This window comes from Gordonia sp. NPDC003504, assembly GCF_053587995.1.
The window spans coordinates 267819-283486 of record NZ_JBSFPC010000003.1 but is presented as its reverse complement, the minus strand read 5'-3'; the positions used below and the strand labels follow the sequence as shown (position 1 = coordinate 283486).

Annotated in this window: 14 protein-coding genes, 1 tRNA gene and 1 pseudogene; 5 read left to right on the top strand and 11 right to left on the bottom strand. The window is 67.0% G+C overall.

Annotated elements, in window-relative coordinates; genetic code table 11:
* Positions 1-8: 8 nt before the first annotated feature.
* Genes ACWDPV_RS08860 through ACWDPV_RS08845 form a run of 4 tightly spaced genes read right to left on the bottom strand, consistent with a single transcriptional unit; the run spans position 9 to position 2125 of the window.
* Positions 9-497 carry a hypothetical protein gene (locus ACWDPV_RS08860; protein WP_449742628.1) on the bottom strand — a complete coding sequence of 163 codons (489 nt, stop codon included), beginning with the start codon at positions 495-497 and terminating at the stop codon, positions 9-11.
* Positions 498-507: 10 nt separating this feature from the next.
* Positions 508-975: a MarR family winged helix-turn-helix transcriptional regulator gene (locus ACWDPV_RS08855; RefSeq protein WP_449742627.1), complete on the bottom strand. Its 468-nt coding sequence runs from the start codon at positions 973-975 to the stop codon at positions 508-510.
* The gene (locus tag ACWDPV_RS08850; protein WP_449742626.1) at positions 972-1685 is read right to left on the bottom strand and encodes a hypothetical protein; all 714 of its coding nucleotides are present in this window, start codon (positions 1683-1685) and stop codon (positions 972-974) included. Before ACWDPV_RS08850 ends, ACWDPV_RS08855 begins: the two co-directional genes overlap by 4 nt.
* A 23-nt stretch (positions 1686-1708) precedes the next feature.
* A complete protein-coding gene (locus tag ACWDPV_RS08845) occupies positions 1709-2125 on the bottom strand; it encodes a CoA-binding protein (RefSeq protein ID WP_449742625.1) in 417 nt (138 codons plus the stop codon).
* A gap of 24 nt (positions 2126-2149) precedes the next feature.
* Between ACWDPV_RS08845 and ACWDPV_RS08840 the strand changes: the two genes are divergently transcribed.
* A complete protein-coding gene (locus tag ACWDPV_RS08840; RefSeq protein WP_449742624.1) occupies positions 2150-3046 on the top strand; it encodes an SDR family NAD(P)-dependent oxidoreductase in 897 nt (298 codons plus the stop codon).
* A gap of 22 nt (positions 3047-3068) precedes the next feature.
* Positions 3069-3662 carry a dihydrofolate reductase family protein gene (locus tag ACWDPV_RS08835; RefSeq protein ID WP_449742623.1) on the top strand — a complete coding sequence of 198 codons (594 nt, stop codon included), beginning with the start codon at positions 3069-3071 and terminating at the stop codon, positions 3660-3662.
* Here ACWDPV_RS08835 and ACWDPV_RS08830 read toward each other — a convergent pair.
* The gene (locus ACWDPV_RS08830) at positions 3659-5044 is read right to left on the bottom strand and encodes an SMI1/KNR4 family protein (RefSeq protein WP_449742622.1); all 1386 of its coding nucleotides are present in this window, start codon (positions 5042-5044) and stop codon (positions 3659-3661) included. The two genes, ACWDPV_RS08835 and ACWDPV_RS08830, sit on opposite strands and share 4 nt — an antisense overlap.
* Positions 5045-5198: 154 nt before the next feature.
* A complete protein-coding gene (locus ACWDPV_RS08825) occupies positions 5199-5957 on the bottom strand; it encodes a LysR family transcriptional regulator substrate-binding protein (RefSeq protein WP_449742621.1) in 759 nt (252 codons plus the stop codon).
* Positions 5958-6038: 81 nt separating this feature from the next.
* Between ACWDPV_RS08825 and ACWDPV_RS08820 the strand changes: the two genes are divergently transcribed.
* Complete coding sequence (locus ACWDPV_RS08820; protein WP_449742735.1) at positions 6039-6422, top strand: DUF5997 family protein; 384 nt, start codon at positions 6039-6041, stop codon at positions 6420-6422.
* A 78-nt stretch (positions 6423-6500) separates the two neighbouring features.
* Here the strand turns inward: ACWDPV_RS08820 and ACWDPV_RS08815 are convergent, their stop codons facing one another.
* The 4 genes and pseudogenes from ACWDPV_RS08815 to ACWDPV_RS08800 form a co-directional block, all read right to left on the bottom strand.
* Entirely contained in the window at positions 6501-7964 is a 1464-nt protein-coding gene (locus tag ACWDPV_RS08815; RefSeq protein ID WP_449742620.1) for an MFS transporter, read from the bottom strand.
* On the bottom strand, positions 7961-9235 hold the full coding sequence (locus ACWDPV_RS08810; RefSeq protein WP_449742619.1) for an alpha/beta hydrolase family protein: 1275 nt from the start codon (positions 9233-9235) through the stop codon (positions 7961-7963). The genes ACWDPV_RS08815 and ACWDPV_RS08810 overlap by 4 nt, the downstream gene beginning before the upstream one ends.
* A 66-nt stretch (positions 9236-9301) precedes the next feature.
* The gene (locus tag ACWDPV_RS08805; RefSeq protein ID WP_449742618.1) at positions 9302-10726 is read right to left on the bottom strand and encodes a hypothetical protein; all 1425 of its coding nucleotides are present in this window, start codon (positions 10724-10726) and stop codon (positions 9302-9304) included.
* A 15-nt stretch (positions 10727-10741) separates the two neighbouring features.
* Positions 10742-11968: pseudogene (locus ACWDPV_RS08800) on the bottom strand (AfsR/SARP family transcriptional regulator); the annotation flags it as partial.
* Between the two features lie 1668 nt (positions 11969-13636).
* Here ACWDPV_RS08800 and ACWDPV_RS08795 point away from each other — a divergent pair.
* Complete coding sequence (locus ACWDPV_RS08795) at positions 13637-13840, top strand: hypothetical protein (protein ID WP_449742617.1); 204 nt, start codon at positions 13637-13639, stop codon at positions 13838-13840.
* 491 nt (positions 13841-14331) lie between these two features.
* Here ACWDPV_RS08795 and ACWDPV_RS08790 read toward each other — a convergent pair.
* Positions 14332-14417 (bottom strand) — tRNA-Ser (locus ACWDPV_RS08790).
* A 275-nt stretch (positions 14418-14692) separates the two neighbouring features.
* Here ACWDPV_RS08790 and ACWDPV_RS08785 point away from each other — a divergent pair.
* Positions 14693-15667: an NAD(P)H-quinone oxidoreductase gene (locus ACWDPV_RS08785; RefSeq protein WP_449742616.1), complete on the top strand. Its 975-nt coding sequence runs from the start codon at positions 14693-14695 to the stop codon at positions 15665-15667.
* Position 15668 lies beyond the last annotated feature (1 nt).

Below are 15668 nucleotides of genomic sequence, written 5' to 3'. Positions count from 1 at the left end.
GAGGTGGTTCAGTACACCACCCGATCGATCGCCCCGATGACCGAATTCATATCGTCGCGTTGCTGGGCGAACGGCGCTTCCCACAACTGCCGGGGCAACTCTTCGAGCGCCTTGACGGCGGTCTCGAGTTCCTCGAGTCGTTCGGTCTTCTCGTCGCCACTCGACGAGGCGGCCGCGATGAGCTGGTCGTCGAGATCGAAGACCTTGTCGTCGAGCCGATCTCGCACCGCAACGGTCTCGTCATCGTGCGGGATGGCCGGATTCTGGTGCACGTCGGCGATCGCGTAGCGCACCCGTCGGTGCAGCAACGCCTCCGGGCTGGTGTCCGTCGTCCACTCCTTGGGCGCACGACTCGGTTTGCCGGGGATCAAATCGGTGGACCGGGCGAACGCGCGGATGCGTTTGTCGGAATCCCAGGCGAACCAGATCGCACCACCGAGGGTGAACAACGCGACGGCAACAATGACGACGATGACGATGATCGCGACGGGCGACATGACCTCGACCCTATCCCTCGGCCCGGGCCGCGGGCCGTTCGGCGCGCACGGCGGCGGCATTCACCCGGGTCAGGACGCCGTGGAGTTCTTCGAGGTCGGCGATGTCGACCCCGAGGGCGGCGACGACGGCCGGCGGGATGTCGAGGGCCTTCGTACGCAGTGCGCGTCCGGCGTCGGTGAGGTCGATGTCGACGTTGCGTTCGTCGTTGTCGCGCCGACGCCGCTCGATCAGTCCATTCGCCTCGAGCCGTTTGAGCAGCGGTGAGAGCGTCGCCGAATCCAGTTGCAGCACCGCGCCGATCTCCTTGACGCCGCGCGGGGCCGATTCCCACAGCGCGAGCATCACCAGGTATTGCGGGTGGGTGAGTCCGAGTGGATCGAGAAGTCGCCGGTAGATCCGCAGCACCGAACGGTTGGCCACGGCCAAGGCGAAACACACCTGCCGTTCCAGCAGCAGCGGATTGTCCGGTTCGGTCATTCTCCCATCGTAGGCTTGCCCGCCACCAGGTCCTCCACGTCGAGGCCCCAGCGACCGAAGCGGGCGTCGAAGGCGCTCGCCCGGTCGCGAGCGCGTTGCTTCTTGGCGTCGGAGTAGTGACGGCGCGCCCACCGCGAACCCGGCCGGGCGAGGCGTACCGCCCCGATCCATCCGACCGGCGGGATGAAGGCGGCCACCGCGGCGGTCGAGTACTTGCCCTTCGCCACGCACACCAGCACGCAGGCGATGTGGACGGGTAGTACGACGAGGAGGCCGAGGTGCCCGACCGCGGAGAGATCGTCCTCGGTGAAGGGATCGATACCCAGCGCGAGAAGACCGAGGAGTGCGACGGTCAGGCTCACCACCTGCACCGACAGCTGTCCCTCTTTGGTCCAGTACACGTCGGTGAGGTGCAGGATCAGCGCGAACTCGTCGAGGACGAGGCTGGCGCCGACACCGATGAGGACCGCGGCGATCAGCGATCCCGGTGCATGCCCGGCCACCGCGACCGACGTCACCGCACCGATCAGCAGCAGGATCAGACCGGGGACCGCGTGGTGGATGTGTACCCCACCCTCAATGTTGTTGCGGAACGGACCCTTACCGGCCCGGATCAGCCGCGTGATGGTGCGGGTGATCAGGAAAGTCACCAGGAAAGCGACGAACAGCACCGCCAACGGCAACTTCGGTTCATTCCAGAACGAGTCCACGTCGGCAACCCCTGATCGGTGGATCAGTGCCCGGCGGTGATCCCGGTGCGGGCCTGTTCGATCTTGAGGCAGCGGTCTTCGACGTAGAGCAGACCCGCGCCCTCGGCGATCTGCCGTGCCTCCGGCGAGGTGATACCCAGTTGCAGCCACAATGCGCCCGCCCCGGCGGCGACGGCCTGCCGGGCGATCTCCGGGGCGTCGGCCGACGGCCGGAACACGTCGACGAACCCGACCTGCTCGGGCACGTCGGCCAGGGTCGGATACACCCGCTCGCCGACGATCTCGGTGGCCGTCGGGTTCACCGGGATGATGCGCCAGCCCTTGTCCTGCATGAGCGCGGGAACCTCGTTGGCCGGCTTGTGCGGATTCGCGCTGGCGCCGACGACGGTGATGGTGTCGTAAGTGTTCAGGATCTTCTCGACGATCTCGTCTGTGCTCATGGCGACGAGTCTATGGTCGAATCCATGAGGCGCACCACGACCGACCCGTTCGCCGATCTGGACCTGGCCGCCCTGGCCGGGACCCGCGCGGTGGTCACCGGGGCGACGAACGGACTCGGCATGGCCACCGCGCGAGCACTCGCGCGAGCGGGCGTGTCGGTGGTGATGCCCGCCCGGGACGTCGAGTTGGGGAACGCACGTGCCGATGAGTTCGGTGGCGACTGCGTGGTGATACCGCTCGATCTGGCCGACCTGTCGTCGGTGCGCGCGTGCGCCGAGGCCATCGACGGGCCGATCGACTTCCTGATCAACAACGCCGGCATGTTCCCCACCGGTCGCGGTGAGACCGTCGACGGCTTCGAGCAGACCATCGGCACCAACTTTCTCGGGCCGTTCGCACTCACCAATCTGCTTGTGCCACAAGTCCGTCGACGGATCGTGTGCGTTGCCTCCGACGCCCACAAGGCGGCCAGGATCGATCCCGGCGATCTGAACCTTTCTGCGGCACAGTGGAGTCCCCCGCGCGCATATGCCAGATCCAAACTCGCGGTGATGCTGTGGGGTCTCGAACTGGACCGCCGGTTGCGGGCGGCGGGCTCACCGATCGAGACCATGCTGACCACCCCGGGCTGGGTGGCGTCGAACATCTCCAACAAGCCGCATCTGGGCGTCGCGCATCGGGTCGTGCAGGGCGGTGCGCGACTACTGGCCAACGACGTCGACGCCGGCGCGGCGACGACCCTGTATTGCCTCACCGAACCGATCGCGACCGGAAGCTACGTCGGCGTCGACGGATTCGGCGCCCTTCGCGGTGCGCCGGTACTGTTCGGCCGGTCGCGTACGGCGTGTGACTTCGGGCTCGCGGGACGATTGTGGGATGCGGCTGAGAAGGCCACGGGAACCACGCTTTCCGTACAGTAGGTCACCAGTACAGTAGGTCATCATGCGTCCACTGATCTACTACGTCGCGGCCAGTCTCGACGGATTCATCGCCGACACCGACGGGAACTTCGACGCCTTCGACGCCGAGGGCGATCATATGGCGACCATCCTGTCCGAATTCGCCGACGCGCTACCGCAACCGGCGCTCGACGCTTTGGGTATCGCGCCGCCGGGCACCGTGTTCGACACCGTCCTGATGGGCAGTGCCACCTACGCCGTCGGTGCCGACACCGGCCTGGCCAGCCCGTACCCGCACCTGCGGCAGTTCGTCTTCTCCCGGTCCGATCGCACGGTCCCCGACGATGTGACCCTGACCGCCCAGTCCCCGCCGGACGTCGTGGGAAGACTCAAAGAGCAAGAAGGCCAAGGTATCTGGTTGTGCGGTGGCGGAGTTCTGGCGGCCTCACTCATCGACGACATCGACCGCCTCATCCTCAAGGTGAATCCGATCCTGCTCGGCGAAGGTGTCCCCCTGTTCGCCGGCACGCTCTCCGGTGTGCGCGGCTTCGACCTCACCCGCAGCAGGGCATACGAGTCCGGGGTGATGATCAACGAGTACGAGCGCCGAGGACCGGTGGTCGAACCCACCCCCTAGGTGACCGTCGGGACGAACGTGTCGATCCCGCTGCCGCGCACTCGTGTCACCTCGACCGCGTCGAGTCCGCGCATCCGCAAGAGCGTGTTGGCAAGCGCTATCGGCGGAATGAGATCGCCTGGTGCATCCCGAAATTCGAACGCGACGGGGATCGACGGCACCGCATCGTCGGCGACGAGTTCGAGCCACGTCGGGTACGGCAGCGAGAGGTATTCGAGCGCAGGTAGCGCACCGAGCGTCTGCGCCATCCCGGTGACGCTGTCGGGGCCCAGGATCAGGGTGCGCAGCGTCGGGTGACCGGCGAGCACGGTGAGGTCGACGGGTTCGTCGAGGTCGAAGACTCGCAGGACCTCGGTGTCGGAGGTGACCGCCGAGAGAGTGAGCCCACTGCGGGCGGAGGCAACGACCTCCTGGACCGGTGCCCGGGTGGACTCGCCTGTGTCCCTCTCGCCTGTGCCCGTCTCGCCTGTCCCCGTCTCGTCTGTTCCCGGCGAGGACCAGCCGTGCAGGAAGAACTCCGTCAGTGACGGCGCAACCCAGCGGGCGCCGGAGTTGGTGTCGCGGTGGATGAACAAGAGCTGGCCGACGGTGCCGCGCGGTCCGGGCGCCAGGTCGACGACGTAGTAACTCCCGCCCCAGTTGTCGGCGATCGGGAACCACGCAGACGAATGCGCCAGCGGTTGTACGCGTTCGGTCGGGTCCGGCCGGACCACCTCGGTGGCGGAGAAGGCCCACGAGATGGCACGGTTGGCAGCGGTGCAATAGTCGCGGTCCGTGCTGTCGAGGGCGCAGATGTGCAGGCCATAGGCATCTTCCTCGCCCTCGCGGTCACCGTTGAGGTCGAACGGGATTCCGCCCGGACGGAATGCGAGATCACCCGAACCCACGGCGCGGTACAGGGCGACGATCTCGGCGGGCAGGGCGCGACCGAATTCCTTTTCCGCCGTGGCTATCGCGGCGTCCGACGCGGGCGTGGCGTCCGGAAGCGCCCGACGAACCATGTCGGTCAACGACGCGGGGTCTGCGCCGGGCGATGGCGTTGTCGACATCGACTCGGGCACAAGCAGATACGGACAAGGAAGGGCATCGGGGTCGAAGAGGACGCCCATGATGTCACCGTTCGGCGACATGTTCGCGATGGCCGGCGAGGTCAGGTCGACGAGGAGTATTTCGGCGTCACCGTCGGGCGAGACGGTCGCCTGGTAGCCGAAGTCCTCCCCCTTGTCGAGGGAGTCGGCCAGTGGTCCCAGCAGCTCGGTACCGACGCGAACAGAAGCGAATCCCGGCTCCCGGACTCCGTTCATCCCGTAGGCGGATCGGCTGATGTTGCCGGTGACCACCGCAGTATCGGTCGGCGCGATATCTGCGCGGGCGTCTCGCATCCGGCGAAGGATCGGTTCCCAGGTGGCAAGCGACGTCAGTGAGCTAATCGGCACGAGACCTGTGATACCACGCCGGCACCCACTGCAACGCCCGTCGCCTATCCGCGCGAATGAGGTCAGTGCCACGATGGTCGATCGACCACGACCGGAGGCCTCAGCGCGGCCGGCGGCGCCGATTCGTCGACCGTCCGGCACCGGGCACCTTCCCGGCCGCTTCGCGGGCCGCGCGTTTGGCGGCTGCCTTCTCCTTGGCCGACCGTTTCGGCGGCGCGTCGGTGGTGCCACGGGAGGAGTTCGGTTTGCGGCCGCGGACGATTCCGATGAATTCCTCTGCGACCTCCGACGTCGGGTCCGGCCACAGTAGTCCGACGGTGCTCGTCGGCAGACCCACGACCGGCCGATAGTCCAGGTCGCGACGGTGATGCAGCCGGGCCAGCGACTGGGGCACCACCAACAGTCCGACGCCGGCGGCGACGAGTTCGATGGCGTCGGCGGTGGTTTCGGGGCGATGTTCGATCGCGATTCCTGGACGATCGGTCACGACGAGTGGTTCGTCGAGCGGCCACAGGACGTTCTCGTCGCCGAGGTCACCGGGCCGTAGTTCGTCGCCCGCGTTGAACAGATGATCCTTTCCGAAGACCACCACCGTCGTCTCCTCGTAGAGCGTGATCGTGTGGTGTGGCCCGGGGTCGGCGTGGGTGAGCGCGTCGGGCAGGCGGGTGATCGCCACGTCGGCATCGCCGCGTCCGATCACGGCGGCCGTGTCGGCGACCTCGACCAGACTCATCTGCAGCGGGATGTCCGGGTGACGCTCACCCCAGATCCGCACCCACTTGCCCGGTGTCGTGCCCGGCGCATAGGCGAGCCGGAACGCCGCAGGACTCGACCGGTCGGCATCTGCGGGCGGATTCACGTCCCGAGGCTACCCCGGAGATTCACGGCCTCGGAGAATTGCGGGCAACGGGGATACGCTGCGAGCATGAGCTCGCAGTCGATGAAACCGGCCACCGCCGCCAAAAAGCTTGACGTCTACCTGCCGGCAACGCCGGAGGAGTTCCGCGCCGGCCCCATCACGCGCGCGGACCTGGCCGCGCTGCAGGCCGACCCGCCGCAATGGTTACGTGACCTGCGCACCAACGGACCGCACCCGAAGAACCTCGTCGCCGCCAAGCTCGGGATCTCGAATTCCGGCCTGATCCGGGGCGAGGTGACCGAGGCGTTGACGACCGAACAGATCAACGCGCTCCTCGACGAGATGCCCGAATGGCTTGCGGCCGAACGCACCAAGCATGTCGAGGCGCTGCGTGAGGAACGTCGCATCAAGTCCTTGCATGCCGATCGGCGACGGGACGAGGCAGAGACACCGGATGACGCATGATTGCCGCCCTTGGCGTGACAACGTCGCCGACAGAACCCGCGCCGGGTGACGAGGGTTCTGCGCCGGGCACGTCCGGGGTCAGCCGGCGACGTCGAGGTCGACCTCGGTGCGCCCGGTGATCCGCTCCTTGGACAGCAGGACCACGGCAGAGACGAGGGCGACAGCGAAGACCGCGGTGGCGATCCAGAACCCGACGGTGATCGCATCGGCGGCGTGCTGCGGGACCGGTGTTCGGGTGAGGCGATGCTCGATGCCGAGGATCACCGAACCGATGACCGCGACGCCCAGGGTTCCGCCCAACTGCCGGATGGTCTGCACGATGCCCGACGCCTGACTCCGCTCCGCCGAGCTCACGCGTGACAACGCGTCGGTGTTGGTCGGGGAGAACACCAAGCCGAGTCCGAAACCGGTGATGATCATGCCTGGTACCTGCCACGCGTAGTCGAGATGCGGGAGGGCCAGGGTCCAGCACGCCATGCCGATGGTGGCCATCGTCAGGCCGGTGATCACCGGCGGGCGGTTGCCGCGGCGGTCGTACCAACGGCCGCCGAGCTGCGCGCCGACGGTGATCGGCAGGATCAACGGCAGCGCCGCGACACCGGCCTTCATCGGGCTCATGTGCAGTAGATCCTGCAGGTACAGCGTGGAGAAAAGGATGGCGGCGAGCAGCGAGAACTGCACCAATCCCAGGGTCACGAGGTTCGCGGTGAACGCCCGGCGGGCGAACAGACGGACAGCGACAAGTGGTGTCGCCGAACGCCATTGGGTCACCACAAATACCGCGGTGAGGAGTACGCCGATGACGAGCGGAACGAGCGTGGCCGGTGAACTCCAGTGCCAGGTGCTGCCCTGCTGGATCGCCAGCACGGTCAGCAACAGGCCGGTCACGAGGAGAGCGGCCGCACCCATACTCACGTGAGCGTCGCGGTCACGCACATCGGCCGGGCGAGCTACGGCGACGAGGATCAGCGCCAATACGCCGACCGGAACGTTGAGCCAGAACACCGCGCGCCAACTGATCCACTCGGTGAGGGCACCACCGATCAGCGGACCGATGGCCAGGAAGACCTGCGACACCCCGGCGTACACGGCCATCGCCCGACCGCGTTCGGAGATCGGGAACGCATCCATCACGATCTTCGCCGAGACCGGCATCATCAGCGCCGCACCGATGCCCTGGGCGGCGCGCGCGGCGAGAATCCAGACCTCGCCGCCACCGGTCGGGGCTAGTCCGCAAAAGACCGACGCCATGAAGAACAGGATCACCCCGACGCGGAAGCAGGTCACCGGACCAAGTCGGTCGCCGAGCTTGCCGCCGAGGGCGACGCACGCCGCCATCGCGAGGACGTACGCGTTGACCACCCATTGCTGACCCGACGACGACAATCCGAGATCACGGGTCATCGATGGCAGCGCCACCGTGACGACGGTCTGATCGAGCATGATCATCGACAGCGCACCGGTCATCGCGAACAATGTCAGCCAGCGGTTGCCGGACAGACCCGACGCGCGGTTGACCACGCCGTTGAGTGCGGTGCTCATCGCCGGCCGCCGATCGTGCCGGTGGCGGAAGGGACGGCGGTGATGGGTCCGCCCACGGTGCGGGCAGCGAGTACGGTGTCGAGCCAGTCGTAGACGACGTCGTCCCAGACCCGCTGCCCCAGGCCACCGCAATGTCCGGAGATGCCGCTGCTCGGCTCGGGTGCAAACAGTTCCTTCTGCGCGACGGTGAGCGAGTCGTACAGCGTCTTTCCCTGGCCGCCCACCGGATCGCCGGCTGACTCGACAATGAAGGTGGGACAGGTGATCTCGGATGCCCGATCGAGCATCGTGAAGGTCTTCAGTTCGGCGAAGTAGTCGGCGATGGTGTGCACGCCGTGGCAGGCCATGCGGGAGCCGAAGAAGTCGGCGCGTTCGCGGCTGACGCGGCACATGAAGGTCATCAGCGGTGCCGCGATCCGACCTTTCCAGCCGCCGGGGATCTTGCCGCCCATGTCGGGCTGGGCGGGATCGCAGATCATCGCGGCCACGCGGGAGTCACCGGCAACACCGCGTGGGATCAGGTAGCCGGCGAACGATCGGCCCTGGGCGACGATCCGCCGGGTGTCGACGCCGGGCACGGTGACGAGCCAATCGAGGATCTGCGACAGTACGGCCTCGTAGTCGGGGCGGAAGTAGACACGGTCGACGATGAGTGTGGCGCCCTGGCCGGGACCTTCGATGCTCAGGACGTTGTAGCCACGGGCCAGCGCGCCCTGGGCGAATCCCCACCCGGATTCGGCGGTGGAGTCGTATCCGCACGGCATGACGACAGTGGGTCGCGGACGGGTCACGTCGGCGTCGGGCCGGAACAGCCAGCCGTGGATGCCGATCTGCCGGGTGCCCGAAGTGGTCGACGAGACGAACGGGATCGACACCTCCTCGGCGACGATCGGACTGGCGGTGTGCGACAACAGTTCCATCGCGCGACCGAAGGTGCGGCTGTGCGCCTGATACGCATCCTGGAGGCGCTGATCGTCAAGGTCGGTGCGCAGGTAGAAGTAGGCCTGACGGTAATACTCGCTGGCTCGCAGATACGACTGGTGAGCGGTCACGAGGTGTCCGGCGGCGTGGGCCTGCTCGGCCGCGGTGCGCACCGACTCGGCGCGGGCGAGCCACCGTGTGTACCACCGCTGCGGGTTGTACTTGCCGCCGATCTCGCGGGCGGTGGTGTACGCCTCGCCGAGGTCGGCGGCGCCGACGGCTGCCGCCGACAGTGTGCGGCCGAACTGGCCGTCGAACTCTTCGTTGGCGAATGCCAGTCGCTGTGTCATGAGAATCTCCTTCAGAGTCGTGCTGATGCGGTGTCATCAGCACACTCCGCGGACCTCACAAAACGCTCACAAGTCGGAAAAGCGCTGGTGATCGTGGGTGCTGAGCGCATCGGCCGCATCGATCCACCCGCCCCGCCACCCTCGCTCGAACATCGACGGATCGGTTTCGCGGGCGCGTCGCAGCGCGTCGTGGGTGAACGGATTGCGCGGCCAGTCGAGTCCGGCGTCGACGGCATAGCGTCGAGACACGGCGAAAGCGCGGCCCGCTCGTTCGATCTGTCCGGCGGCGGTCAGATGGTTGCCGCGCTGTTCGATGGTGTCGCAGATCTGCACACCGCCCGACTCCAGATACGTGCGGAACGCCTGATCGTTCCACCGCAGCCCCATGTCGGTGTCCCCTTCGAACAGCGACGCGATGCCGAGCATCACTGCTGCGAGGTAGGTGGCGAGCGGGTCGCCGCGTTCGGTGCCGAGGGCGAGCGCGGTGTGCGCGTGATCGAGCGCTTCGGTGAACTGGCCCGCGATCACCTCGCACAGCGCCTGTGCGGCGGTGACCGTCGCCTCGATCCCCGGCGCTCTACTTCCCACGGTGTCGTCGCCGGTCATCGAGGCGGCATACCGGGCGTAGTCCTGCGCAACGGTGAAGTCGTCGCCGACCCACGCGGCCAGCGAAACGAGAGCCATTCGAGTGCAATGCATCTCGGGATCGCCGTCGCCCGGCTTGATGGTCTCGGAGAGTTCGTCGAGAGGGATCGAGGTGAGGTATTTGTGTGCCTCGTCGGTGAGTTGGCTGAACGCCAGCGCCGATCCCAGCGCGAGTGTGACCATGGCGGTCGTCCGTGGTCGGCACCGACCGTCGGCCGTGGTCGTCGCCGCGACTCTCAGGACCCGGATGCCGTCGGCCAGCCGGCGGCGCAGATACCAGTAGACGCCCAGGCGTTCGAGGACGTCGATGTGGTCGTCGAGGCGGGCGGGATCGGCCACCACGGACTCCAGGAAGGCCATCACGGTGCTGTGATCGTCGTCGACGCGGGAGAGATCCCGCGCGGATTGGGGTGTGCTGCGAATCGGGGTCGACGACAGCAGGGTCGCGATGGCGTCGTCGCGCGCGGTTCGCGCCGCATCGGCCCGTTCCGGTGCGCTTGAGCGGGCGTGTTCGGCAACGGTGTGCGGAATGGTGAATCGTGTTGGGCGGTGCCTATTTCCGCGGATCGGCCACAGCAGGGAGCGGCGAGTGAACTCGCCGAGGTCGTCGGCGATCGACATGCTGCCGCTCACCGTGGCGGCCAGCGTCGGCGTGAACGGACTGCGCAGGGCGGCGAGGCGGAGGAATCGGTCGAACAGATCGTCGTCCATTGAGTCGAAGGCGAGGGCGAATGCCCGGCTCACGGGTTCGGGCACCGCGGTGCTGAGTTGGTCGGCCACCTCGGCGAGCGAGAAGGTGGCGGTGCGGGCGGCGGCGAGTTCCAGTCCTCGCGGCAGACCGCCCATCGCGCGACAGACTCAGTCGAGGTCGCCGCGGTCGTCGGCGCCGGCGTCGAATTGTCCTGTCACACCACGGATACGGTCGGCAAGCAAGCGCTGCGCCGGCGGGAGGGCGCCGGCGGTGGGCGACTCGGTCGGCAGGGGATGAACGGTCACCTCGCGTTCCCCGGCGACGCCGATCGGAGTGCCGACGATGAGTACGGTGACAGCGGCGCAGCGCTGCAGGAGGATGTCGATACTGTTGTTGGCCAGAGCAGTTGGGCGGTCGACGCGATGCCCGTCGAGGACGAGCAGCGTGGACGTCGTGGACAGGTGAGCGCACAGCTGGTCGCTGGCGGCCGGGGTGTCGGCCGACGGCTGGATGCGCATCGCCTCCAGGATCGTGGTGGCGTCGTCGACCTCGTCGCGGCGGGCGACGTACCAGACGCCGTCGTCGAAGCCATCCGCTGCCCGGCGGGCCGCTTCGATGGCCAGCCGCGTCTTGCCGACACCGGGGATGCCGGTGATGGTGACGACCCGCTCGTTCTCGAGCAGGCGGACCACGTGCGCGAGTTCGGCGTCGCGGCCCACGAACGACGTGTGCTGCGACGGCAGCCGGACGTGGCGCACCGCACGACTGTGGTCATCGAGGACGGCGCGGTGCGCGCCGCGGGTCTCGGCATTTGGCTCCACACCGAGTTCGGTGGCGAGCAGTTCGCGGATGTCGCGGTAGGCGAGCAGCGCTTCGGCCCGTTGCCCGCCGGCGGCCAGCGCGGTGATCTTCACCGTCCACGCATGCTCGCGAGCGGATCACGGGTGATGAGCGCCTGCGCCTCGTCGAGTGCGCGGTCGAACTCACCTGCGGTCAGCAGCAGGTCGGCGCGGCGGGTCAACAACGAGGCCCGGACCGCGTGCAGGCGTGGTCGCGTCCGGTCGATCGTGGGTGTCGACGTCGCGGTGGTGAACGGCTCACCACGCCACTGGTTGAGCAGGTCCTCGAGCGCACCGACGGACGGGGTCCGGGCCGGGTCGAGCAGGTCGGCCGCGGCGGACTCGAAGGCGATCGAGTCGACGACCACCTCGCCGAGATCGAGACGATAGCCGGCACGGTCGGTGACGATGGCCGACGGCTCACCTTCCGACGACAAGGCTTTGCGCAGCCGCCAGATCTGGGACTCCAGCGCACGGTGTGTGCGCTCGGGAGCGTCCGGACCCCACACGTCGGTGATGAGTAGGGACGCGGGAACGGGACGTCCGGCGTGTGCACAAAGCACTGCGAGGATTGTTCGCGGTTTCGTGCCACCGGGATCGCAACGCAGAGTTCCCCGTTCGGCGACGAGTTCGCCGAGGTCGCGAATCACCAACACAGGCGTGCCTCGGTGACCAGCGGGGAGAGTTGCCTCATAGGTCGATGATAAGGGCGAATTGGGCGATTGTGGCCAGACTCGGGCGGATCTACCTCAGGCATCGTCGGCGGCGTCACGACGAAGCGTTTGGTGTGCAACGGATTTCACGCCCGCAACGCGGCCGTCAACCCGCAAGTCACCAGATAGGCGACGACGAACACAATCCCTCCACCCCGAGATACGTCGACGGGTGAGAAAGATCGGCACACACACGTCAACGCCACGGCAGCAGCGATGATGGGATGAGGTTGCCGATCGCGAGATCCCGATTGCTCCGGATGGTGGACACGACCGTCGTCACCAGCTCAGCACCTGGCCACCACCAACAGAATCAGCAACGCCTGCCCACCATCGCCGGTAGGTCGATGCGAATCATCTTTTCCGGCAGGCCATATGGAAGAATCGCGGCTGAAATCCCGAGGATCAAACGGATATTGACCATGCCGGTGCCCGCAACGTTGCCCCAGCCGAGCGGCGATGGCCGAACCGCAGAGCACCACGGCACCGAGCACCTGGAAACCAACTCGAGGAACGCGCGACTCGCAGAGCGGGTGACTCGCGGCCATCGGCACCACCAGATCGGCGTTCCCCGGCCAGTCGGATCATCGATCGCCGCGATGCACCACGGAAACGCCAGACTCTCCGGCTGCGCACCGGCAAGCGATGAAACCATTGGCGGCCGCGCGCGGCGATCGTCCCGACCGGGATCGATCGTTGAGCCGCGCCGGCGATGCGTCGACCGCCTCACCGGTACCGACGGGACGAGGTGGAGACACCGGACGACGAAATGTAACCGGGAGATATGCGGCAACTCACGACGCATACGACCTCGAAACCCCGCAGCGCTCCCGGATATATCGCGACATCGCCAGGTCGCGGTGTTGCACGAAGCAGCGCAGCCCGGTCAATCGAGCTCGACGTCGCGGTAGGGGAACCGCCTGGGTCGACGGCGCGGCGGATCGGTGACAGGCACTTGTCCGGCGCCACCGAGTGCAGGTGATCTGATATCGTACGGGGACCCGGCGTATGCCACATAGTGGCCCGAAACAACACTCTCGGGTCATTCGTGCCGCGGCGGAATCGTTGCCCCCCAAGGTTTCACGTCTGAACTGAGAAGGCTGTCCGCTCGATCAGCGGGTACCGGAGTCGGGGTGTAGACCGAGCACGTATCCGACGGCCGCCTCCAGCACGATCATGAGAACCCCGGCGCGGAAGCCAGATCGAACGCTCAGAGTCGCTTTCGATCCGACGCCCACCCTGGCATCCCATCCCCGACCGGCTCTCTGCGGAAGCGGAGGGATTTGAGCCTAATCAGCCCTCACGGTCAGGTGTAGATATACGCTCTGACCTGCGGTTTAACGTCACCCTAGGTCACCCCAGATAATCCGGTTTCGTGGTCAAGTGCGGGCAAATTGTGGGCACGAAGAAGTTGAGGCGATGGTCCACCTCGCCTGCCGGGAATGTCCGTTGTTCGAAGGGATTCCCGGATAGTCGCGCAGCGCCCACCAGAGAAGTGGATAGCGTCCGAGCCATGGACAAGTGGGAGTACACGCTGGTCGACACGGTGATCAGTGCATATCGGAACGCTGACGATCAATCAGCCGAATGGCTGGAGCATTTGAATGCGCTTGGCGCCGAAGGCTGGGAAGTAGTGAGCGACACCATCATCTACGCCAAGGGGTACAACTCGACACAATGGCCGGTGCTCCTGCTGAAGCGCAAGGTGGCTGCTTGACCGCTCATGATGAGCTAAGCCAGCGCGAGCCTGCCACGTCATCGCTCGATGGTGATTAGGTGCGTCATCTGTGTGAGCTGACGACGGATCGCGGAGTAGTCATCCGCATGGTTCTCCCGGCAGGGACCGCCGGACATCTGACTCAGACCAGATCGGTCCGCGCGCCACGCCCCGGTCGGTTCGCGTTCCAGTCGTCGGTGGTGGCCGACCTCCAGCCGCGCACGGTGCCCTTGGGTAGCGAGCCGTCGTCGTTCACCTCTCCGACGATCACGTCAGGGTCGGGCAGCGTGTACCGGGACAGCGTCGGCGCGGCGACGCCGATCCGCGCGGCAACCTGGGCTCGGGAGAGGAAGTGTTCCGCCGTGCCGATCAGCGTACATCACCGCAATGCAAGGTCTGACCGGCGAAAATCGTGGGCAGAAGCGCACGCCGACACCACGGCCGGATAACAGAAAAGCCCCTCACCTGCGAAAACAGGTGAAGGGCTACAGCGGAAGCGGAGGGATTTGAACCCCCGGTGCTGTTTAGGCACGCTCGCTTTCAAGGCGAGTGCATTCGGCCGCTCTGCCACGCTTCCCTGCGCAAAAGGGTACGTGAAACGTCACAACGGGACCGAATCGGCTCCCGACCCGAGCACCGCGATCCGGGCCGAGACCCACGGCGGGTACGGCGACCACCATCGACCCCTCTGCAGTAGGAGTCGACATGACTCACGCGGCACATCTTTGCTCACGCTCGCATTGCCACGACCGCGCGCACGCGCAGGCACCGCGCGACCTGAGGGCCACCGCGTCAACGACCGGACGCGCAGTCCGGGGCTGCCGGCCAACACCGATGTGCCACCATCGACTCATGCGCGCGGTCACCGTCTCCGACTCCGGCGAACTGAGCATCGCCACCATCGACGATCCGGTTGCCGGCTCCGACGAGGTGGTCATCGACGTGGTGTCGGCCGGCGTGAACCGCGCCGACGTGCTGCAACGACGCGGCCTCTATCCACCACCACCCGGGGCGCCCGACACCCTGGGGCTCGAGGTGTCCGGACGCATCCGGGCGGTCGGCTCCGATGTCGTCGGCTGGGCGCCCGGCGACGAGGTGTGCGCGTTGCTCGCCGGCGGCGGCTACGCCGAGCAGGTGGCCGTGCCCGCCGCCCAGGTCCTGCCGGTCCCGGCCGGGGTGTCGGTGGCCGACGCCGCCGCTCTGCCGGAGGTGGCCTGCACCGTCGTCTCCAACGTCATCGAAGCCGCCCACCTGGTCCCCGGCGAACTCCTGCTCATCCATGGCGGGTCGAGCGGGATCGGTACGCACGCGATCCAATTGGCGCGGGCGCTCGACGCGCGTGTCGCAGTGACCGCGCGAACCGCCGACAAACTCGACCGTTGCCGCGAGCTGGGCGCCGACATCACCATCAACTACGCCGAGCAGGACTTCGTCCATATCATCTCCGAGCAGGGCGGCGCGGACGTCATCCTCGATATCGTCGGCGCAAAATACTTGGCGCGCAACGTTTCCGCGCTGCGAACGGGTGGGCGGCTGGTGATCATCGGGATGCAGGGCGGAACGAAGGCCGAACTGTCGATCGCAGCGCTGATGGCCAAACGGGCCTCGGTCATCGGCACCACGTTGCGTTCCCGACCGGTCGACGGCAACGACGGCAAGGGACATGTGGTCGCGCGCACCCGCGAACTGACGTGGCCGCTGATCGAGGCCGGAAAGGTCGTCCCCGTCATCGACAGCGTCTTCGGACTCGACGACGCCGACGCCGCCCATCAGCGCCTCGACAGCGGCGAGTCGATCGGGAAGGTCCTGCTGCGGGTGTCGGACTGAA